This window comes from Azospirillum sp. A29 (assembly GCF_042604625.1).
GTDB classification, from domain to species: domain Bacteria; phylum Pseudomonadota; class Alphaproteobacteria; order Azospirillales; family Azospirillaceae; genus Azospirillum; species Azospirillum palustre.
Map to the genome: position 1 here is coordinate 428,087 of NZ_CP170463.1, position 18,871 is coordinate 446,957.

Below are 18,871 nucleotides of genomic sequence, written 5' to 3' on the forward strand. Positions count from 1 at the left end.
CCATGGCCGCGACGTTGCGCGACGTCACCACCTACGACCTGAAGCTCGCGGCTCCGCTGGCGGCGGGCTTCGTCCTGTTCTTCGTCACGCCGCTGGTTATCCTGCTGGCGCTGAGTTTCCAGACCGACCCGCAGGGCGGCCATTACGGGCTGACCCAATATGTCAATTTCCTGGGCGACAGCTTCAGCCTGGGGGTTCTGGGCTCCACCCTGTGGCTGGGGGTGAAGGTGACGGTGCTGACCCTGCTGCTGGGCTATCCGGTGGCATGGCTGCACCAGCGCTCCCCCGGCTGGGCCAGGGGGATCATCATGCTGCTGGTGCTGCTGCCGCTGCTGACCAGCGTGGTGGTGCGCACCTTCGCCTGGGTGGTCATCCTGGGCCGCCAGGGCATCGTCAATGCCACGCTGGCCTGGATCGGGCTGATCGACACGCCGCTGAAGCTGCTCTACACCGAGGGCGGGGTGGTGGTGGCGCTGGCGCAGGTGCAGATGCCGCTGATGGTACTGCCGATCGTCACGGCGCTCAGCCGCATCGACCCGAACTTCGCCGACGCTTCGTCGGTGCTGGGGGCCGGCCACTGGCGGACCTTCCGCAAGGTGATTTTGCCGCTGTCGCTGCCGGGCATTGTCGCCGGCTGCCTGCTGACCTACGCCGCGGCGATCACCGCCTTCATCACACAGAGCCTGATCGGCGGCGGCCAGATGCTGTTCATGCCGATGTACATCTACCAGCAGGCCTCGACCCTGCAGAACTGGCCCTTCGCCGCGGCGATCTCCATCATCTTCCTGGTGTCGGTGCTGGTGGTGGTGTCGATCTTCAACGCCCTCGGCCGCCTGTCGCGCGGCTATGCCAACGCCTGATCCGGGGAGGCATCGATGTCCGATTACGCAAAGCCGGTCTCCGGCGGCCGCCGCATCGATTTCGATGCGCTCAGTTTCCGCATCGTCATGACCGGCATCGCGCTGATGGCGCTGGTCCTGCTGGTCGCCCCGACGGTGGTGGTGATCTGGGTGTCCTTCACCAGCGGCTATTCCCTGAAATTCCCGCCTCCCGGCTATTCGCTGCGCTGGTACGCCGAACTGTGGGACGCCTGGCAGCTTCAGTTCGCGATGATGAACAGCCTGACGGTGGCCGCCTGGGCGACCGGCCTGTCGATCCTTCTGGGGGTTTCCGCCTCGCTCGGCATCGCCCGCTCGCCGACGCTGACGGCCAAGGTGCTGGACAGCCTGTTCCTGTCGCCGCTGGTGCTGCCGGCCCTGGCCTTCGGCCTGTCGTCGCTGATGTTCTTCTCGATGATCGGGGTGCCGGTGTCGCCGCTGACGCTCATCATCGGCCACACCGTCGTCTCGGTGCCCTTCGTGGTGCGCAACACGGTGGCGTCGCTCGCCCAGATGAACCCGTCGCTGCTGGAGGCCTCGTCCAGCCTGGGTGCGGGGCGCTGGTACGGCTTCCGCCGCGTCACCCTGCCGCTGATCCGGCCCGGCATCATGGCAGGCGGCTTCATCGCCTTCATGGCGTCCTTCGACAACGTCCCCGTCTCGCTGTTCCTGCGCGACGCCGCCACCGACATGCTGCCGATCCGCATGTGGCAGGATCTGGAAGGCCGGCTGGACGTCACCGTCGCGGCGCTGTCGGGCGTGCTGATCGTCGTCACCGTCGCCCTGATGCTGCTGATGGAACGTGTCGCCGGTCTCTCCAAAAGGTTGACCTGACCCCCGTCACACACCGAGAAAGAGGGAAACCCCGTAGGGGGTGAACTTGAAGGGCAGATGCAGATGGCGGTCGAGGTCGGTGACGACGAAGCGGAACGGAACGATGTCGAGGAAGCGGGCCTGCTCCCCGGCATAGCCCGCCGCCCGCAGCCAGTCGCCAACATGGAACAGCACCTCATGCGGGCCGGCTTCGATGCCGTCGCCGCGCACGGTCGGGTGGTCGAGCTGCCCGTTGGCGCCAAGCTCGCCCGCCGCCAGCAGCCGGCGGTTCGGCGTCAGCGCGTGAAGCTCCACCCGCATGCCCTGGGCGGCGACGCCGCGCGCCACATCCACACCATGGATCGAAATTCCGCCAGCCATGCCGCCTCCGTCTTCGGTTCGCCGAAATGGTAGCCGAGACGGCGACGGCAACGCCAGCGCCGCTGCTCCCCCCGCTCCTGCCGGCACTGGTCGGCATGACCGGTTTGCAGGCGCTGGTCGCGCTGGCCCTGTTCGCACCGGGGGTGCTGGCGCCCCGATTGGGGATCGACCCGGCCGGGCTGGGCCTGTTCACCACCACCGGTTTCGCGGTCGGGATGGCGGCGTCGCTCTATGGCGGCGTGCTGGCCGGGCGTCTCGGGCCGTTCCGGATCGCCAGCCTCTGTGCGGTGGCGGTCGCCGCCGCCATGCTGTGCGCGATGACGGGCGGGAGCGCCGCGGGGCTGCTGGCCGCTGGTGTCGCCATCGGCCTTGCCTGCGGCCCCGAAACGCCGGCCAGCGCCGCGATCCTCGGCCGGCTGGTCCGGGAAGCCGACCGGCCGATGGTGTTCTCCGTCCGCCAGACAGGCAACCAGATCGGCGCCATCGCCGGATCGCTGGCTTTGCCGCTTCTGGCCGTCGCCTTGGATCCCCGCGCCGGCTATGCGGTCATCGCCATGCTGGCGCTGGCCTGCATTCCGGTCTTCGAGCGGCTGCGGCCCGTCTACGATCCGTTGACCCGGAATGCCGCTGCCGGTTTCGGACTGGGCACGGCAGTGCAGCTGCTGCGCAGCGACCCGGCACTGCGGCGGATGGCGCTGGCGGCCTTCCCCTACTCCGCCAGCCAATTGACGCTGAACGGCTTCTTCGTGGTCTTCGCGGTGACGGAGCTTGGGCTGGAGCATGTGTCCGCCGGGGTGGCGCTGGCCGCCGGGCAGGCGGGCGGACTGGTGGGACGGCTCGGCTGGGGCGTGGTGGCGTCGCGCTGGATGGCGCCGCGCCGGCTGGTCGGTCTGCTGGGGCTGGGCATGGCCGCGGCGTCGATCGTGGTGGGATGGGCCGGAGCCGCCCTGCCCTTCCCGGTGCTGACATTGGCGACCTTCCTGTTCGGACTGACCGCCAGCGGCTGGAACGGCGTGTTCGTGGCCGAGGTCGCAAGGCTGGCGCCCGCCGGCCGCATCGGCGAGGCGACGGGGGCGGTGATGGTCGGCGGCTTCGCCGGGCTGATCGCCGGGCCGATTCTGCTGGTCGCCGCCGCCGCGGTCAGCGACCTCGCCACCGGCTATATCGCCGTCGGCCTGTTGGCGGCGCTGTCCGGCCTCAGCCTTCTGAAGGACAAGCGATGACCACTCCCCCGCGTGCCGCCGCCCACCGCGCCGCCGCCATTGCCGAAGCCGTGCGCACAGGCCGCAGCAGCGCCCGTGCCGAAACGGAAGCGACGCTGGCCCGCATCGCCTCTGGCAACCCGGCGCTGAACGCCTTCGTCTCCGTCGACGAGGCCGAAGCGCTGGCAGAGGCGGATGTGGTCGACCGCAGGCTGGCCGCCGGGGAAACGCCATTGCTGGCCGGGGTGCCGGTCGCGGTCAAGGACACCATCTGGGTCGCCGGACGGCGCGTCACCCAGGGATCGCGCCTGTTCGCGGACTTCCGCGCTCCGGCCGACGCCATCGCGGTGGAGCGGCTGCGCGATGCCGGCGCCGTCATCGTCGGCATGACCAACAGCTCCGAATTCGCCTGCAAGGGCGTCACCACCAACCCGCTGTTCGGACCGACGCGCCACCCGCAGGACCCAAGCCTGACCCCCGGCGGGTCGAGCGGCGGGCCGGCGGTGGCGGTGGCGGCGGGGCTGGTGCCGCTGGCGCTCGGCACCGATGCCGGCGGGTCGAGCCGCCGCCCGCCCGCCCATGTCGGCGCGGTCGGGTTCAAACCGTCCTTCGGCGCCATTCCCTACGGACCGGGCTTCGCCGAGCCCTTCACCGGCATTGCCGTGATGGCCCCGATCGCCGCCGACATCGCCGACGCGGCACTGATGTTCGAGGCGCTGTGCGGGCCCGATCCGCGCGATCCCGAGTCCATCGCCGTCGCACCGGCGGACAGCCGACCGCCCGAAAGCCTGACCGTCGCCTACAGCCCCCGCCTCGGCCTGGATGCCCCGATCGACGAGGATGTGCGGCAGGCGGTCGAAGGCGCGGTGGAACTGTTGGAACGGGCGGGAGTGCGTATCGTCCGGCGCGATCCGTCCTGGCCCGCGGGCGTGACGGAAACGGCGCTGATGCCCTTGCAGCATGCCGGGCTGGCCGCCCTCTACGGCGACGCCTTCCGCCGCGATCCGGCCCGGTTCGATCCCGACATCGCCGTGCAGATCGAGCGGGGACTGACCCTGACGGGACCGGAGGTCGCGGCGGCGCAACTGCTAGGCGTGGAGGTCGCACGCGCGCTTGCCGGCTTCTTCACCGGCACCGACCTGCTGCTCGGCCCGACCACGCCCTGCGTCGCATGGCCGCTCGACCGGCTGGGTCCGGAGACCATCGGCGGGCAGGCGGTGCCGCCACGCGCGCACGCCGTCTTCACCCCGCTGTTCAACCACGCCAAGGTCCCCGCCCTCAGCCTGCCCTGCGGCACCGGCCGTGCCGGTCTGCCAGTCGGGTTGCAGGTCGTCGCCCCGCGCGGGCTGGATTGGCGGGTGCTGCGCTTCGCCGCCTTCATCGAAACGCTGCTCGCCGGTGGCGGGCGAGGACTGGCCGGATGAGCATGGACAACACCGTTCCTGGCGGCGCTCCGGACGACACCCCCGAAGCCGCCCCCCGGCGGCGCCGGACGGTGCCGCCGCCGCCGCTGGCGGAAATGGCGGTGGAGCGCCTGCGCTCCATGATCATCTATGGCGAACTGCCACCCTCGGCCCGGCTGATCGAGCCGGAGCTGAGCGAAAAGCTCGGCATCTCCCGCACCCCGCTGCGCGAGGCGCTGAAGCTGCTGGCGGCCGACGGGCTGGTGATGCTGCGCCCCAACCGCAACGCCATCGTCGCCCCGCTCGATGCCGACGAGCTGATCCACCTATTCGAAGCCGAAGGCTGTATCGAAAGCTTCGCGGCGAAGCTCGCCGCCGAACGGATGACCGCCGCCGACCTGCGCCGCCTGCGCGGCTTCCAGGACAGGATCGAGGCTTTGCAGGGAGCCGGCGCGCTGGAGGAGTATTTCTCCATCAACCAGAAAATCCATCGGATGATCGTGTCGGGCGCCAAGAATCCGGCGCTTGTGGACGCGCATGACCGGCTGCTCGGCCGGCTGGCGCGGGCGCGCTATTTCGCCCTGGGCGCCCAGGGCCGCTGGAAGGAATCGGTGCTGGAGCACCGCGAGATCCTGGCGGCGATGGAGGCCCGCGACGGCGAAACCGCCCAGCGCCTGTTCATGCACCATGTCGGCCGTACCGGCGAGGTGGTGGCCGCCGCCTGCGCGTCGCCCAGGGCACGGCGGGCGGTGTAACCACCACCGCCCGCCGGAACCGTCAGAACGGCAGAACCGGCGCCGGGGCGCTTTTGGGGCGGGCGGGCGCCGGCAGGCCGCAGGGCAGGAACCGGCCGCGGCCGGGCTCAGCCAGCAGCGCGCCGTCACGGCACACCACCGCGCCGCGTGAAATCGTCGCCACCGGCCAGCCCATGACCTCCATCCCCTCATAGGGGGTGTAGTCCACATTGTGGTGCAGCATGGCGTTGGTAACGGTCACCCCGCGGTACGGATCCCACAGGGCGATGTCGGCGTCGGCCCCCACCGCGATGGTGCCCTTGCGCGGATGCAGCCCGTACATGCGGGCGGGGTTGGTGGCGGTCAGTTCCACGAATTTGGTCAGTTCCATCCGCCCGGTCATCACGCCGGCGGAGAACAGCAGCGGCAGGCGCGTCTCCACCCCTGGAATGCCGTTGGGCACGCAGCGGAAGGGCGCCTGTTCGCCGTGGACCTTCTTGCCGTCCGGGCCGTCGAAATGGAACGGCGCATGGTCGGACGAGAAGACCTGGAAGGTCCCGCCAGTCAGCCCGTCCCAGATGACGGCCTGATTGGCGGCGTCGCGCGGCGGCGGGGAACAGATGCACTTCGCCCCTTCGAAGCCCTCCCCACCCAGATCGTCGCCGGTCAGGAACAGATATTGAGGGCAGGTCTCGGCATAGATCCGCAGGCCGCGCCCCTGCGCCCAGCGGATCTGCTCCACCGCGTCGGCACCCGAGACATGGACGATCAAAATCGGCACATCCACCAGTTCGGCGAGCGAGATGGCCCGGTGGGTGGCCTCGCGCTCCGCCACGCGCGGGCGGGAGACGCCATGGAAGAAGGGCGCCGTCTGCCCGGCACGCTCCAGCTTCTCGGTCAGCCATGCGATGCAGTCGGCATTCTCCGCATGCATCATCACCATGGCGCCCTCGCTGCGGGCGATGTCGAGAACCTCCAGGATCTGGCGGTCGTTCAGCTTCAGCGCGTCATAGGTCATGTAGATCTTGAAGGACGTGTAGCCCTCGCGGATCAGCGCCGGCAGTTCGTGGTACAGCACCTGCTCGGTCGGATCGGTGACGATCAGGTGGAAGGCATAGTCGATCACCGGCTTGCCGGCGGCCCGCCGATGATAATCGTCCACCGCCTCGCGCAGCGAGCGTCCCTTTTCCTGGCAGGCGAAGGGCAGCACCGTGGTGGTGCCGCCGAAGGCGGCGGAGCGGGTGCCGGTCAGGAAATCGTCGGCCATCACCGACCCGTCGCCGGTCGGCTGGTCGAAATGGACATGTCCGTCGACGCCGCCCGGCAGGACCAGCAGCCCGGCGGCGTCGATCTCCTCGGCTCCGGGGCCGAGGCCGGCGCCGAGCGCGGCGATGGTCCCGCCGCGCACGCCGACATCGGCCTTGAACACATCCGACGCGGTGGCGACCGTGCCGTTGCGGATGACCAGATCGAACTCCATGCTCCCCTCCCCCGTTTCAGCCATCAGCCATGCAATTCCCGGAACAAGCTGCCCCAGCCCTCGATCCGGCGGGTGTCGACGCCGGTCATGCGCAGCGCCTTCCACACCACGGTGGACACGGTGTCGTAGACGGGAATGCCCAGCGCCTTCTCGACCCGCTCCGCCACCGGGGCGCCGCGCATGTTTGTGCAGATGATGGCGATGGCGTCGGGCTTGGGCTCCGCCACCTCGGCGCACATGCGCTCGATCCGCTCCTCGGTGATCTCGGAGAAGGAGAAGTTACCGCGGTCGTTCAGATGGCGCTCCGCCACCACCTCGAAGCCGGCGGCGTTGTAGTTGGCGACCATCCGCTCCTGAATCTCGTCGAGATAGGGGCTGACGATGGCGAAGCGCTTGCGCCCCGTCGTCTCCAGAATCTCATTCAGCGCCAGCATGGAGGTGCAGGCCGGGATGCCGGTCTCCGCCGCGATGGTGCTGCACAGCCGCTCGTCGGCATCGAATCCGAGCCAGCCCGCCGACGTGCCGTTCCAGCCGATCACGTTCAGTTTCGCGTCGGCCAGCAGCCGGGCGGCGTCGAGGAAGGGTGCGTCGGTGAACTGGTCGAGTGCCGCGGCGCGCAGCGAGATCTCCTTGACGGTGAAGCGGCCGAAATGGGCCGACACCTCCGGCAACCCGCTCAACATGGCGGAGGTCACGGGCTCGAGAACCGTGTTGGAAGACGGGGTCAGCATCCCCAGAAGGACGCGCTTGGTCAGATCGGGCGTGGTCATGTTCAGTCCTTATCGCTTCAGGCGTTTCTTGTTTTCAGGGTTTTTAGTCAGGCGCGCGCCCAAAGAGCGCGGGCGGCCTCGTCGGCCTCGATGCAGATCCGCTCCAGATCGGCACGCAGCAGGCGGCCGTCCTCGACCAGAACCTCGCCGTCGACCAACACCATCTCCACGTCGCGGCCCTGGCCGGTGTGGACCAACGTGCCGAGCGGGTTGGTCTGCGGGCGCAGATGCGGGCGGCGGCTGTCGAACACCACCAGATCGGCGCATTTGCCGACAGTGAGCGTGCCGATCCGGTCGGCCATGCCGACGGCCTCCGCCCCGCCCAGCGTCGCCATGCGGAAGACGTCGGCCGGCTGCCAGTCGGCGGTGACGCCGCCCTGGCCGATGCGGGCGGTGGCGAGCGCCCAGCGCATCGTCTCCACCATGTCGCCATGCTGGGTGTCGGTGCACAGCGCCAGATTGATCCCCGCCGCCTTCAGGGCCGGGGTCGGCGCCAGCCTGCCGGAGGCGGCGTTGCATTTGGGCACATGCACCGCATGGGCGCCGGAACGGGCCAGCCGCGCGATGTCGTCGTCATCGACATAGAGGCAATGGGTGGCGAGGAGCCGGTCGTTCAGCATCCCCACCTCCTCCAGCAGGGCTGCCGGCGACAGGCCGGTCGAGGCGCGGACACGCTCCACCTCGACCCGGCTCTGCGCCAGATGGGTATTGACGCGCATGCCGCGGGCCGACGCCTCGGCGGCGAGCGTCCTCAGGAAGCCGGGGGAGCAGGTGTCCGGCGCATGGGCCGCCATCTGCACCGCGATGCGCCCGTCCAGGGCGCCATCCCAGCGGTCGTGCAGGTCGAGCGTCCGGCGCAGCAGATCCTCGCCGATGGCGGCGTCGAAACGCCATTCCCCCTGCGGCACCCGGGCGAAATCGACGTCATGCACCCGCCAGCCGGCATGAACGCGCAAGCCCAGTTCGGCCACGACCTCCAGCGTCGCCTCGGCATGGACGAAATGGTCGCAGACCAGGGTGGAGCCGGACAGCAGCGCCTCCGCCACGCCCAGCCGGGCGAGCGCCCGCGCCTCCTCCGGCGTGGCGTCGGTGCCCTTGGGAACGCCGGGGGTGTAGGACGGGGCGAAGCCGAGATCGGCGGCGACGCCGCGCACCATCACCAGCACCGCATGCAGATGGGCGTTGACGAAGCCCGGCGTCACCAGCCGGCCCGGACGGTGCAGCGTCCGCGCCGCCGCCGGCAGCCCGGCGGCGACCGGGGCCAGATGAGCAATCCGGCCGTCGCGGATGCCAATGGCGGCGTCCTCCACGATGCCCAGCGCCGGATCGCCGGTGATGGCGGTGACGCCGGTCAGCAGCAGATCGAGGGGAGCGGGGTTCATGCCACAGCACCCTGTCGGCTCACCGCCATGGAGTCCGGCTTCGCCTCCTTACGCTGCTGCATCCCTTCCTCGCGGATCAGGTTCAGGATGTGGCGCTTGTGGTCGTTGAACTGCTGGCTGGTGATGTCGCGCGGGCGCGGCAGGTCGAGGTCGATCAGTTCGCGCACCCGGCCCGGCCGGCTGGTCAGGACGGCGACCTGGGTGCCGAGCACCAGCGCCTCGTCGACGCTGTGGGTGACGAAGACGATGGTGCAACGCTGCTTCTGCCAGATGGCGACCAGCTCCTCCTGCATGTCCATCTTGGTCTGGGCATCCAGCGCCGCGAACGGCTCGTCCATCAGGATGACCTGCGGGTTCAGCAGCAGGGCGCGGGCGATGCCGACGCGCTGGCTCATGCCGCCCGACAGCTCCGCTGGGAAATGGTTCTCGAAGCCCTGGAGCCCGACCATGTCGATGTATTCCTGCGCCGCGGCCCGGCGGTCGGCCTTGCGCCAGCCCTTCAGCCGCAGATGGAAGGCGACATTCTCCCATACCGGCAACCAGGGCATCAGGTTGGCCTGCTGGAAGACCATGCCGCGGTCGGCGCCCGGCCCGTCCACCGGCTTGCCGCCGACCGTCACGCTACCGCCGGTCGGCTTCTCGAAGCCGGCGATCATGTTCAGCAGCGTTGACTTGCCGCAGCCCGACGAACCCAGCAGGCACAGGAACTGGTTGGGTTCCACCGACAGGCTGACATCGTCGATGGCCAGCAGGTCGCGCTTGCGCTTGGCGTCGCGGAAGATCTTGGTGATGTTCTTCAGCTCGATGGAGGCCATGGCGTCAGCCCTCCCGGCTTTGCAGGGTGGATCCGTGCTGCCAGTGCAGCGCCACGGACATCAGCAGCTTGATCAGGCCGTCGGTCGCGTAGCCGAGCAGGCCGATGCTGGCCATGGCGGCGAGCACGAGGTCGTAGCGCAGGAAGTAATAGCTGTCCCACAGGACGTACCCGAGGCCGCTCTTGACCGCGACCATCTCCGCGGTGACCGTCAGCATCCAGGCGGCGCCGATGCCGATGCGCAGGCCGGCGAAGATGCTGGGCAGGGCCGCCGGGAACACCACATGGCGCAGAAGCTGCTGCTCGGTGGCGCCCATCATCGCGGCGGCGCGGATCAGGTTGCGGTCGGCCGTCTTCACCCCGTGGATGGTGTTCATCAGGATGGGGAAGAAGGCGCCGAGGAAGACCAGGAAGATGGCCGGCTTGTTGGCGATGCCGAACCAGATGATCGCCACCGGAATCCACGACACCGGCGGAACCGGGCGCAGCATCTGGATGGTCGGCTCCACCGTTCGCTCGACCCAGCGCCACCAGCCGATGGCGATGCCCAGCAGGATGCCGCTGGCCGCCGCGATGGCATAGCCGGCGGCAACCCGCATGGCGCTGGACAGCGCATCGGCAAACCAGCGCCCGCTGTTGGCCTGGGCGGTCTCGTCGAAACCGAAGACCCAGTCGCCCCACGCATGCAGAACCACCGTCGGCGGCGGCAGCAGCGCTGCGGGAAGAAGGCCGGACCGCGACACGGCCTCCCAGGCCACGAGGATGACGAGGGGAACGACCGCCCTTTCCCAGGCGAACCGCTCCCAGATTTTTCCTATCGCCGTCATGAACCGGACTCCTGTCCCATGAAACATCTGGCCGGATGCAACCGGAGCCGATCAGAAGCCCAACTCGGTCTTCGGCTTGGCCGTGACGGTTTCCAGGAAGCTGTAGTCGAGGTTCTTCTCGGCCGCGGCGGAGACGTCGTGGCTGATGTATTTCAGGTCGCGCATCATCGCGGCGATGGCGAGCGTGCTGTCCTTGTGCATGGCATAGTCGGGCGAGGCGTTCTTCAGCGCCTCGGCGGCGACCGTCTTGTCCATGCCGGTGTATTTGTTGATGGTGTCGACCCAGGCGCCCCTATCCGCCTTCAGCTTGTCGACCAGCGCCACGACGGACGCGACGGTGGCCTCGACCGCCTTGGGATGCTCCTTGATCACGTCGGAGCGGGTGACGATCAGGTTGGTCAGGTTGCCGGCGGCCTGATCGTAGGGCAGCGTGAAGTGCCGGCCGGCTCCGCTGCTGCGGATCTGCGAGGCGAAGGGCTCCACCGTGCAGATCACGTCCACCTCACCGCGCTGGAGGGCGGCGGCATGGTCGGACGGGTTGGGGATGTTGACGAACTGCACGTCCTTGTTGGCGTCGATCCCATTCTTCAGGAAGGCGCCGCGCATGTGGATGTCCTGCGCATTCCCGCGCGAGGCGGCAACGCGCAGCGGCTCGCCCTTCGCCTTGCGGTCCGCGATCAGCGCCTTCAGCCCGGCCCAGTCGTCCGGCTTCAGCTCGATCCCCTTGGCAGTCAGGATCTCCGATCCGCCATTCACCTGACCGGAGATCGCCACCACGTCGAAGCCCTTGTCGAGGGCGGTGATGTAATGGAGGTAGGTGACCTGCGCCACGTCGATGCTCTTGGACACCAGGGCCGTCAGCACGTCGTTGCCGGAATTGAAGTTGATGGCCTCGATCTTCACGCCCTTCGCCAGATCGGGCGTCAGCGCCATCGGCAGGCAGTGGGCGCATTTGGCGAAGCCCAGCTTCACCGCGTCCATGTCAGCGGCCTGGGCGGTCGCGGCGGCCGCGGACAGGGCGAGGACCACGCCGGTGACGGCGCCAAGCGTGAAGGATCGAAGCGACATGGGCAGGATTCCCTGATGCGATTGCGATATCCCATCAGTCGCAAGCCGCGTGCCAGATTGTATACAATATGGTGATTTATGATTTATCTATTTATATCAATGCTATATAATTTTTTTGAAGCCAAGTGCGCACCGCGACTCTCTTGCCTTGTTTTTAAGCGTATGGCATCGTTTGCGCATAGCTGCACAATCATTCAGCATTACGGGCATCGCCGGATCGACCATGGACATTGTGAAAACCGCCAAGCCCCCTGCCGGGCCGATCCGCCGCGAAACGCTGCACCACGGTGCCGTTGCGGAGTTGCGCGCGATGATTTTGTCCGGTGAATTGCGGCCGGGCAGCCGCGTGCCGGAGGTCCAGTTGTGCGAACAGCTGGGGGTCTCGCGCACGCCTTTGCGGGAAGCGCTGCGCGTCCTGGCGGCGGAGGGGCTGGTGGAGCTTCGCCCGCACCGCGGCGCCGTGGTGACGCCGATCGACCCCAAGGAGATCGCCGCCGTCTTCGAAGTGATGGAGGCGCTGGAGGCGCTGGCGGGCGACCTTGCCTGCCGGCGGGGCACGCCGGAGGAGTTCGCCGAACTCGACCGGCTCCACGCCCAGCTTCACGCCCAATTCGATGCCGGCGACCGGCCGGCCTATTTCCTGACCAACCGGCAGATCCACGCCCGGATCGTCGCGATGGCGCGCAACCCGTCCCTGGACGCCACCTATGCCGGCTTCGCCTCCAAGATTCTCCGGGCGCGGTCGCTGGCCAATTACGATGAGGAACGCTGGCGGCACTCGCTGAGCGAACATGACGGCTTTATGGCCGCATTCCGGCAGCGCGACACGGCGGCGGCCGGCAGCCTCCTGGCCGCCCACAGCCGGCAAACCGCCGATGCGGTGCTCGTTGCGCTGAACGGCTGCGGTTCAGACGATCCCGGCAAGGTTGGGCGTCAAACCGCATCGCTGTGACGGGCGATCCCTGTCACGCCGCATCACACATCCTGCCCGCCGCCCAAACCCGGCTGGGACTGAGGGGCAGAGCCGGAAGTGCGCGCGTCCTGGCCGGAGGGCGGCGGCGGCACCTCGTCGCTTCCCTCGCTGCGGTCGCGGTAGAGGGCGGCGCGGGCCAGCAGCATCAGGGTGATCGGGGTGGTGACCACCATTAGCGCGGTAATCAGCACCTCGTGCAGGATTGCCCTGGATTCCAGAACCGAGAAGACCAGCATCGAAGCCAGCAGGATGCAGCCAATCCCCAGGGTCGAGCCCAGCGTCGGCGCGTGGACCCGCTGATAGAAGCTGCCGAACCGCAGCAGCCCGACCGTGCCGATCAGGGTCAGCACGGCACCGGCCAGCAACAGCAGGGCGGCGGGAATGGCCGCCCAGGCTGGGAGATCGGCCAGATGGTTGTTCATTCGATGACCTCGCCGCGCATCAGGAACTTCGCCAGCGCCGCCGTCGACACGAAGCCGAGCAGGGCGATGATCAGAGCCGCCTCGAAATAGAGGATGCTGCCGTTGCGGATGCCGAAGGTCAGCAGCAGCATGGTCGCCGTGACGTAGAGGGTGTCCAGCCCCAGCACCCGGTCCTGTGCCCGCGGTCCGCGCAGCACCCGGAAGGTCGCGAAGGCCATGGCGACCACCAGCATGATCTGGGTGAGGAAGATCGTCCCCATCAGCAGGGTCAGGATCATTCGAACAGCTCCATCAACCGTGTCTCGTAGCGGCCCTTGATGGTGTCGATCCACTCCTGCTCGTCCACCAGATCGAGGATGTGCAGGAGGATGGTGTTCCGCCGCCGGTCATAGGCGACCCACACCGTGCCGGGAGTGGCGGTGACGATGCAGGCGAGCGTCGCCAGCCCGTAGGGCGCCCGCAGATCGAGCGGGATACGCACGAAGCCCGACACCCGGCCGCCGCCGCCCGGCCGCAGGATGATCTTCGCGACCGCCCAGTTGGAGCGCAGGATATCCACCAGCACCACACCCAGCAGCGACAGCGCGGCCTGCGGACGGCGGAAACGTCCGCCCGGCAGGTCGAGCACGCCCAGCGTCGCGGCCGTCCCCAGCGAAAGAGCGCCGCCCAGGATGATGGTGCCGGGGGCCACGCTCTCGTTCAGCAGCAGCCACACCCCCAGCAGCGTCGCCGTCATCATGGGATAGGGCAGAAACCGCCTCATCAGCCGTCTCATCGGGCACCTCCGGCCGTCGGGCCCGTCGTCGGGATGCCGGACAGCACGGCACCATTGTAATCCTGCGGCGCATGGAGCGCGAGCGCGGTGTCCTCCATGTAGCGCATGGCCGGTCCGGCCTGGATGGTCAGCGCCAGATTGAGGGCGAGCAGCAGCAGGACGGGCGCGATCTCGGCCACCCGCACCCGCGGCACCTCGGCGGCTGGCGAGGCCCAGAAGGCGTCGATGCCCACCCGCGTCATCGCCACCACCGTCGCCAGCCCCGACAGCACCAGCGCCGCCAGCAGGATCCAGGTGGTGACGGGAACCTCCGGCCCGGCGGCCAGAAGCGGCGACAGGATGGCGAACTTGGCGAGGAATCCCGACAGCGGCGGCAGGCCGGCCAGCAGTAGCGCGCTGGACATGAAGCCGATGCCGAGGATCGCCATCGTCGCCGGAATGGGGACGCCGGCCCCGCCGCCACCCCCGCCATCGTCGGCATCCTCGTCGTCGCCTTCGCCGAAGGCCTCGCGGGTCACCGCCAGCACGTCGGCGCCGACGCCCCGGCCGCGCTCCACCAGCTCGATCAGCAGGAAGAAGCCGGCTACCGCCATCACGGAACTGGTCAGATAGAACAGCACCCCGCCGGTGACCGCCATCTGGCCGGCGCCGATGGCCGCCAGCAGGGTGCCGGACGACACCAGCACGGTGGCGCCGGCAAGCCGCGCCATGTTCTGCGTTGCCAGCACGGCGATGCAACCGAAGCCGATGGTCAGCAAGCCGCCGATCAGCAGGACCGTGCCGCCGAAGCCGCTCGACGCCCCCGCCCCCTCGCCGAACACCAGCAGCCACAACCGCAGCACGGCATAGATGCCGACCTTGCTGAGGATCGAGACGATGGCGGCCGAGGCCGAGCCCAGGGTGGAATAGGTGTTGGGCAGCCAGAAGCCCAGCGGCCACATCCCCGCCTTGATCAGGAAGGCGAGACCCAGGATCGCCGCGCCGGCCTCCAGAAGCCCGCGATCCTCGGCAGCCAGGCTGGCAACGCGGCCGGCGAGATCGGCCATGTTGAGGGTGCCGGAAACGCCGTAGATCATGCTGACGCCGATCAGGAACAGCAGCGACGCCGACAGGTTGATCGCGACGTAATGCAGCCCCGCCCGCACCCGCGCCAGACCGGAGCCATGCAGGGCAAGGCCGTAGGAGGCCGCCAGCATGATCTCGAAGAAGACGAACAGGTTGAACAGGTCGCCGGTCAGGAAGGCGCCGTTCAGCCCCATCAGCTGGAACTGGAACAGCGGGTGGAAATGCGCCCCCGCCCTCTGCCAGCGCGGCAGCGAGAAGGTCAGGGCGGCCACGCCTAGGATCCCGCTCAGCACCAGCATCAGGGCGGCGAAGCGGTCCAGCACCAGCACGATGCCGAAATTCGCCGGCCAGTTGCCGAGCCGGTAGACCCGGATCCCGGCAGCACCCGTATCGGCGACGCTCAGCGCCAGAATCGCCAGCCCCAGCAGCATCAGCGCCGACGCCATGCCGATCGCGGCCTTCAGCGTGCGCTGCCGCTCGTCGATCAGCATCATCACCGCCCCCGCCAGCAGGGGCACGACGATGGGGGCAATCGTCAGATGGTCCATCCAGCCGCTCACCGGCCGCTCTCCTTTCCATCGACATGGTCGGTGCCGGTCAGGCCGCGGGCGGCGAGCAGCACGACGAGGAACAGGGCGGTGGTGGCGAAGCCGATGACGATGGCGGTCAGCACCAGCGCCTGCGGCACCGGGTCGGCATGCATGGCGAGATTGCCGGCCCGGCCGCCCTCAAGGATCGGCGCAGCACCCGTGCGCAGGCCGCCGGTGGAGAAGATGAACAGGTTGACGGCATAGGAGAGCAGCGACAGGCCGACGATCACCTGGAAGGTGCGGGGCCGCAGCAGCAGCCACACGCCGGAGCCGGTCAGTACGCCGATGCCGAGCGAAAGGATCAGTTCCATCAGTCGTCTCCCACGGCGGTCGCAACCGGTTCGGGCACCGCCGGAACCTCCGGCGGACGGGGGGCGGCGGCGCGGTGGCCGCGCAGCGATTGGCGGGCCAGCGCGATCAGGATCAGGATGGTGGCGCCGACCACCAGGGCGAAGACGCCGATGTCGAACAGCAGGGCGCTCGCCACCGGAACCTTCCCCAGCACCGGAATCTGCGAATAGGCGAAATAGCTGGTCAGGAACGGCCGGTCGAACATCCACGCGCCGAGCCCGGTGCCGGCGGCCAGCAGCAGGCCGATGCCCATCCAGCGCATCGGCAGCACGCGCAGCCGCGCCTCGACCCACTGGGTGCCGCCGAACATGTATTGCAGGATCATGGCGATGGCGACGGTCAGGCCCGCGGCGAAACCGCCGCCCGGCAGATCATGGCCGCGCAGCAGCAGGAACAGCGCCACCAACAGGATCACCGGGAACAGCAGGCGCGCGATCAGCGACGGGATGAACAGCCAGTCGGCCACGGTGTCGCCGTCCTTGCGGTCGGGCCGCGAGGCGTCGAAGGCGCTCTGGTCGCGTTGCTGCTCGGGAACGTCGACACTGTCCGACGCCGGGCGGAAGCGGCGCAGCAGCGCGTAGGCGGTCATCGCCACCACCCCCAGCACGGCGATCTCGCCCATGGTGTCGAAGCCGCGGAAATCGACCAGGATGACGTTGACGACGTTGGTGCCGCCGCCCTCGCTGTAGGCCAGCTCCAGGAAATGGCGGGCCAGCAGCTCCGGCGGGAAGCGCGTCATCACCCCGAAGGCCAGCCCGGCCATGCCGGCCCCGGCGGCGACCGCGATGCCGAGGTCGCGCAGGCGCCGTGTCAGCGTGACCGCCTCCGACCCGCGGCCGCCGGCGCCGCCCATCCGCTTGGGCAGCCAGCGCAGGCCGAGCAGCAGCAGGATGGTGGTGACCACCTCGACCAGAAGCTGGGTCAAAGCGAGGTCGGGGGCGGAGAACCAGACGAAGGTGACGCAGACGACCAGCCCGGTGCCGCCGAGCAGGATCAGGGCCGCCAGCCGGTGGAACTTCGCCTGCCAGGCGGCACCCAGGGCGCAGGCGGCCCCCAGCAGCCAGATCAGCGCCAACACCGGGTCGATGCCGGACGGCACCAGATTGCCCGGCCCCACCCCGCGGGTCCACACGGTCCAGCCGGCGGCCAGCACCGCGGCGGTCACCACCAGCCGCAGCTGCGGTTGAAGGCGGCGGGTGCCGAGCACACCCTCGGCGGTGCGGGCCAGCCGCCAGGACAGGAAGACCATCGTCCGCTCGAACATGCGCCGCCCTTCCAGGCTGCGGATCAGCGGCGGCCCCTCGATGCCCTTGGCGAGATGGCTTTGCAGCAGCCGGTAGAGGATCAGCCCGGCGGCGAAGGCGGCCATGCTCATCACCAGCGGCAGGTTGAAGCCGTGCCAGACCGCGAGGCTGTATTCCGGCGTCGCCGCACCCAGCGCGGCGCGGGCGGCCATGTCGAGATAGGGGCCGACGGTGGCGGCCGGCAGGATGCCGATGACGATGCAGGCCAGCACCAGCACCTCGACCGGGAAGCGCATCCAGGCCGGCGGCTCGTGCGGCTTGTGCGGCAGGTCGACCGGGTCCGGCCCGAAGAAGGTGCCGTGGATGAAGCGCAGCGAATAGGCGACGCTGAAGGCGCTGGCCACCATCGCCGCGACCGGCAGAATGTCGAAGAAGACCGGCAGCGGGTCCTTGGCGGAGAGCGCCTCGGCGAAGAACATCTCCTTGGACAGGAAGCCGTTCAGCAGCGGCACGCCCGCCATGGCGCCGGCGGCGATCAGGGCGAGGCGGGCGGTGAAGGGCATGAAGCGGTTCAGCCCCGACAGGCGCCGGATGTCGCGCGTCCCGGTCTCGTGGTCGATGATGCCGGCGGCCATGAACAGCGAGGCCTTGAAGGTGGCGTGGTTGATGACGTGGAAGATCGCCGCCACCATCGCCAGCTCGCTGTTCAGGCCGAGCAGCAGGGTGATCAGGCCGAGATGGCTGATCGTCGAATAGGCCAGCAGCCCCTTCAGGTCATGCTGGAAGATGGCGACATAGGCGCCGAGCAGCAGGGTGGCGAGACCGGCCGACCCGACGATCCAGAACCACGCCTCGGTCCCCGCCAGCACCGGCCACAGCCGCGCCATCAGGAAGACGCCCGCCTTCACCAGCGTCGCCGAATGCAGGTAGGCCGACACCGGGGTCGGCGCCGCCATGGCGTGCGGCAGCCAGAAATGGAAGGGGAACTGGGCGCTCTTGGTCAGCGCGCCGAGCAGGATCAGCACCAGCGCCGGCAGGTAGAGCGGATGGGCGCGGATGAGGTCGCCGGCCGCCAGCACTGCGTCGAGTTCATAGCTGCCGACGATGTGGCCGAGGATCAGCACGCCCGCGAACAGGCAGAGGCCACCGGTCGCCGTGACCGTCAGCGCCATGCGGGCACCGTCGCGCGCAGCGGCGGTGTGGTGCCAGTAGCCGATCAGCAGGAAGGAGAAGAGGCTGGTCAGTTCCCAGAAGAAGGCGAGCTGGATCAGGTTTCCCGACAGCACCACCCCTGTCATCGACCCCATGAAGGCGAGCAGGAAGGCAAAGAAGCGCGGCACCGGATCCTCGGCCGCCATGTAATAGCGGGCGTACACCACCACCAGCGCGCCAACCCCGAACACCAGCCCGGCGAAGAGCCAGGCGAAGCCGTCCATCCTCAGTGAGAAGTCGAGCCCAAGCGACGGCATCCATCCGGCGGTGAGGCGGAGCACGCCACCCGCCGAAACCGTCGGGTAGGCCGCCCACACCATCGCCAGCCCGAGCAGCGCCACCCCGCCGGCCAGCCACGCCGCGGCGTTGCGCGCATGGGTGGGCAGCAGTCCGGCGGCGACCGCGCCGGCGAAGGGCAAGGCGATGGCGATCAGGAGCGGGAGTGCGTCGGGCATGAAATCCTACGGCAGACTGGCGGCACACTGGA

At 69.0% G+C, this 18,871-nt stretch carries 19 protein-coding genes; 6 read left to right on the plus strand and 13 right to left on the minus strand.

Features of this window, described 5'->3' with window-relative positions; all coding sequences use genetic code 11:
* Positions 1-2: 2 nt before the first annotated feature.
* Positions 3-860: an ABC transporter permease gene (locus ABNQ38_RS10460; RefSeq protein ID WP_377806765.1), complete on the plus strand. Its 858-nt coding sequence runs from the start codon at positions 3-5 to the stop codon at positions 858-860.
* Between the two features lie 15 nt (positions 861-875).
* Positions 876-1,712 (plus strand): ABC transporter permease, encoded by an 837-nt coding sequence (locus ABNQ38_RS10465; protein WP_377806766.1) that lies wholly within the window; start codon positions 876-878, stop codon positions 1,710-1,712.
* Positions 1,713-1,718: 6 nt separating this feature from the next.
* Here the strand turns inward: ABNQ38_RS10465 and ABNQ38_RS10470 are convergent, their stop codons facing one another.
* Positions 1,719-2,072, minus strand: a complete 354-nt coding sequence (locus ABNQ38_RS10470) for a hydroxyisourate hydrolase (protein ID WP_377806767.1) — start codon at positions 2,070-2,072, stop codon at positions 1,719-1,721.
* Positions 2,073-2,098: 26 nt separating this feature from the next.
* On the opposite strand from ABNQ38_RS10470, the gene ABNQ38_RS10475 reads away from it, so the two are divergent.
* Genes ABNQ38_RS10475 through ABNQ38_RS10485 form a run of 3 tightly spaced genes read left to right on the plus strand, consistent with a single transcriptional unit; the run spans position 2,099 to position 5,432 of the window.
* Positions 2,099-3,295 carry an MFS transporter gene (locus ABNQ38_RS10475; protein ID WP_377806768.1) on the plus strand — a complete coding sequence of 399 codons (1,197 nt, stop codon included), beginning with the start codon at positions 2,099-2,101 and terminating at the stop codon, positions 3,293-3,295.
* Positions 3,292-4,698, plus strand: coding sequence for an amidase (locus ABNQ38_RS10480; protein ID WP_377806769.1), 1,407 nt, complete (start codon positions 3,292-3,294; stop codon positions 4,696-4,698). The genes ABNQ38_RS10475 and ABNQ38_RS10480 overlap by 4 nt, the downstream gene beginning before the upstream one ends.
* Positions 4,695-5,432: a GntR family transcriptional regulator gene (locus ABNQ38_RS10485; protein ID WP_377806771.1), complete on the plus strand. Its 738-nt coding sequence runs from the start codon at positions 4,695-4,697 to the stop codon at positions 5,430-5,432. Before ABNQ38_RS10480 ends, ABNQ38_RS10485 begins: the two co-directional genes overlap by 4 nt.
* Before the next feature lie 22 nt (positions 5,433-5,454).
* On the opposite strand, the gene hydA is transcribed toward ABNQ38_RS10485, so the two are convergent.
* From hydA to ABNQ38_RS10515, 6 genes are read right to left on the minus strand one after another with little or no spacing between them, the layout of a single operon-like run.
* Positions 5,455-6,891 carry a dihydropyrimidinase gene (gene hydA / locus ABNQ38_RS10490; RefSeq protein WP_377806773.1) on the minus strand — a complete coding sequence of 479 codons (1,437 nt, stop codon included), beginning with the start codon at positions 6,889-6,891 and terminating at the stop codon, positions 5,455-5,457.
* Between the two features lie 23 nt (positions 6,892-6,914).
* Entirely contained in the window at positions 6,915-7,661 is a 747-nt protein-coding gene (locus ABNQ38_RS10495; RefSeq protein ID WP_377806774.1) for an aspartate/glutamate racemase family protein, read from the minus strand.
* 47 nt (positions 7,662-7,708) lie between these two features.
* Positions 7,709-9,043, minus strand: coding sequence for an amidohydrolase family protein (locus ABNQ38_RS10500; protein WP_377806775.1), 1,335 nt, complete (start codon positions 9,041-9,043; stop codon positions 7,709-7,711).
* On the minus strand, positions 9,040-9,858 hold the full coding sequence (locus tag ABNQ38_RS10505; protein WP_377806776.1) for an ABC transporter ATP-binding protein: 819 nt from the start codon (positions 9,856-9,858) through the stop codon (positions 9,040-9,042). The genes ABNQ38_RS10500 and ABNQ38_RS10505 overlap by 4 nt, the downstream gene beginning before the upstream one ends.
* Positions 9,859-9,862: 4 nt before the next feature.
* The gene (locus tag ABNQ38_RS10510; RefSeq protein ID WP_109047656.1) at positions 9,863-10,684 is read right to left on the minus strand and encodes an ABC transporter permease; all 822 of its coding nucleotides are present in this window, start codon (positions 10,682-10,684) and stop codon (positions 9,863-9,865) included.
* A 51-nt stretch (positions 10,685-10,735) separates the two neighbouring features.
* Positions 10,736-11,752 carry an ABC transporter substrate-binding protein gene (locus ABNQ38_RS10515; protein ID WP_377806777.1) on the minus strand — a complete coding sequence of 339 codons (1,017 nt, stop codon included), beginning with the start codon at positions 11,750-11,752 and terminating at the stop codon, positions 10,736-10,738.
* Positions 11,753-11,975: 223 nt separating this feature from the next.
* On the opposite strand from ABNQ38_RS10515, the gene ABNQ38_RS10520 reads away from it, so the two are divergent.
* Positions 11,976-12,704: a GntR family transcriptional regulator gene (locus tag ABNQ38_RS10520; RefSeq protein ID WP_377806778.1), complete on the plus strand. Its 729-nt coding sequence runs from the start codon at positions 11,976-11,978 to the stop codon at positions 12,702-12,704.
* Positions 12,705-12,727: 23 nt separating this feature from the next.
* On the opposite strand, the gene mnhG is transcribed toward ABNQ38_RS10520, so the two are convergent.
* Genes mnhG through ABNQ38_RS10550 form a run of 6 tightly spaced genes read right to left on the minus strand, consistent with a single transcriptional unit; the run spans position 12,728 to position 18,839 of the window.
* Positions 12,728-13,147: a monovalent cation/H(+) antiporter subunit G gene (mnhG, locus tag ABNQ38_RS10525; RefSeq protein ID WP_109047654.1), complete on the minus strand. Its 420-nt coding sequence runs from the start codon at positions 13,145-13,147 to the stop codon at positions 12,728-12,730.
* Positions 13,144-13,425, minus strand: a complete 282-nt coding sequence (locus tag ABNQ38_RS10530) for a K+/H+ antiporter subunit F (RefSeq protein ID WP_174469222.1) — start codon at positions 13,423-13,425, stop codon at positions 13,144-13,146. The genes mnhG and ABNQ38_RS10530 overlap by 4 nt, the downstream gene beginning before the upstream one ends.
* The gene (locus ABNQ38_RS10535) at positions 13,422-13,910 is read right to left on the minus strand and encodes a Na+/H+ antiporter subunit E (protein ID WP_377806779.1); all 489 of its coding nucleotides are present in this window, start codon (positions 13,908-13,910) and stop codon (positions 13,422-13,424) included. The genes ABNQ38_RS10530 and ABNQ38_RS10535 overlap by 4 nt, the downstream gene beginning before the upstream one ends.
* Positions 13,911-13,918: 8 nt before the next feature.
* On the minus strand, positions 13,919-15,547 hold the full coding sequence (locus ABNQ38_RS10540; protein WP_377806780.1) for a monovalent cation/H+ antiporter subunit D: 1,629 nt from the start codon (positions 15,545-15,547) through the stop codon (positions 13,919-13,921).
* Entirely contained in the window at positions 15,544-15,888 is a 345-nt protein-coding gene (locus ABNQ38_RS10545; protein WP_377806781.1) for a Na+/H+ antiporter subunit C, read from the minus strand. Before ABNQ38_RS10545 ends, ABNQ38_RS10540 begins: the two co-directional genes overlap by 4 nt.
* Positions 15,888-18,839 carry a monovalent cation/H+ antiporter subunit A gene (locus ABNQ38_RS10550; RefSeq protein ID WP_377806783.1) on the minus strand — a complete coding sequence of 984 codons (2,952 nt, stop codon included), beginning with the start codon at positions 18,837-18,839 and terminating at the stop codon, positions 15,888-15,890. The genes ABNQ38_RS10545 and ABNQ38_RS10550 overlap by 1 nt, the downstream gene beginning before the upstream one ends.
* Positions 18,840-18,871 lie beyond the last annotated feature (32 nt).

What these genes read in the sequence shown, in the direction of transcription:
- ABNQ38_RS10530 (WP_174469222.1), bottom strand. Translation starts at nt 13,425, where the DNA reads ATGATCCTGACCCTGCTGATGGGGACGATCTTCCTCACCCAGATCATG.
- ABNQ38_RS10510 (WP_109047656.1), bottom strand. Translation starts at nt 10,684, where the DNA reads ATGACGGCGATAGGAAAAATCTGGGAGCGGTTCGCCTGGGAAAGGGCG.
- ABNQ38_RS10535 (WP_377806779.1), bottom strand. Translation starts at nt 13,910, where the DNA reads ATGAGGCGGTTTCTGCCCTATCCCATGATGACGGCGACGCTGCTGGGG.
- ABNQ38_RS10465 (WP_377806766.1), top strand. Translation starts at nt 876, where the DNA reads ATGTCCGATTACGCAAAGCCGGTCTCCGGCGGCCGCCGCATCGATTTC.
- ABNQ38_RS10520 (WP_377806778.1), top strand. Translation starts at nt 11,976, where the DNA reads ATGGACATTGTGAAAACCGCCAAGCCCCCTGCCGGGCCGATCCGCCGC.
- hydA (WP_377806773.1), bottom strand. Translation starts at nt 6,891, where the DNA reads ATGGAGTTCGATCTGGTCATCCGCAACGGCACGGTCGCCACCGCGTCG.
- ABNQ38_RS10550 (WP_377806783.1), bottom strand. Translation starts at nt 18,839, where the DNA reads ATGCCCGACGCACTCCCGCTCCTGATCGCCATCGCCTTGCCCTTCGCC.
- ABNQ38_RS10515 (WP_377806777.1), bottom strand. Translation starts at nt 11,752, where the DNA reads ATGTCGCTTCGATCCTTCACGCTTGGCGCCGTCACCGGCGTGGTCCTC.
- ABNQ38_RS10470 (WP_377806767.1), bottom strand. Translation starts at nt 2,072, where the DNA reads ATGGCTGGCGGAATTTCGATCCATGGTGTGGATGTGGCGCGCGGCGTC.
- ABNQ38_RS10500 (WP_377806775.1), bottom strand. Translation starts at nt 9,043, where the DNA reads ATGAACCCCGCTCCCCTCGATCTGCTGCTGACCGGCGTCACCGCCATC.
- ABNQ38_RS10495 (WP_377806774.1), bottom strand. Translation starts at nt 7,661, where the DNA reads ATGACCACGCCCGATCTGACCAAGCGCGTCCTTCTGGGGATGCTGACC.
- ABNQ38_RS10460 (WP_377806765.1), top strand. Translation starts at nt 3, where the DNA reads ATGGCCGCGACGTTGCGCGACGTCACCACCTACGACCTGAAGCTCGCG.
- ABNQ38_RS10505 (WP_377806776.1), bottom strand. Translation starts at nt 9,858, where the DNA reads ATGGCCTCCATCGAGCTGAAGAACATCACCAAGATCTTCCGCGACGCC.
- ABNQ38_RS10475 (WP_377806768.1), top strand. Translation starts at nt 2,099, where the DNA reads ATGGTAGCCGAGACGGCGACGGCAACGCCAGCGCCGCTGCTCCCCCCG.
- mnhG (WP_109047654.1), bottom strand. Translation starts at nt 13,147, where the DNA reads ATGAACAACCATCTGGCCGATCTCCCAGCCTGGGCGGCCATTCCCGCC.
- ABNQ38_RS10545 (WP_377806781.1), bottom strand. Translation starts at nt 15,888, where the DNA reads ATGGAACTGATCCTTTCGCTCGGCATCGGCGTACTGACCGGCTCCGGC.
- ABNQ38_RS10485 (WP_377806771.1), top strand. Translation starts at nt 4,695, where the DNA reads ATGAGCATGGACAACACCGTTCCTGGCGGCGCTCCGGACGACACCCCC.
- ABNQ38_RS10480 (WP_377806769.1), top strand. Translation starts at nt 3,292, where the DNA reads ATGACCACTCCCCCGCGTGCCGCCGCCCACCGCGCCGCCGCCATTGCC.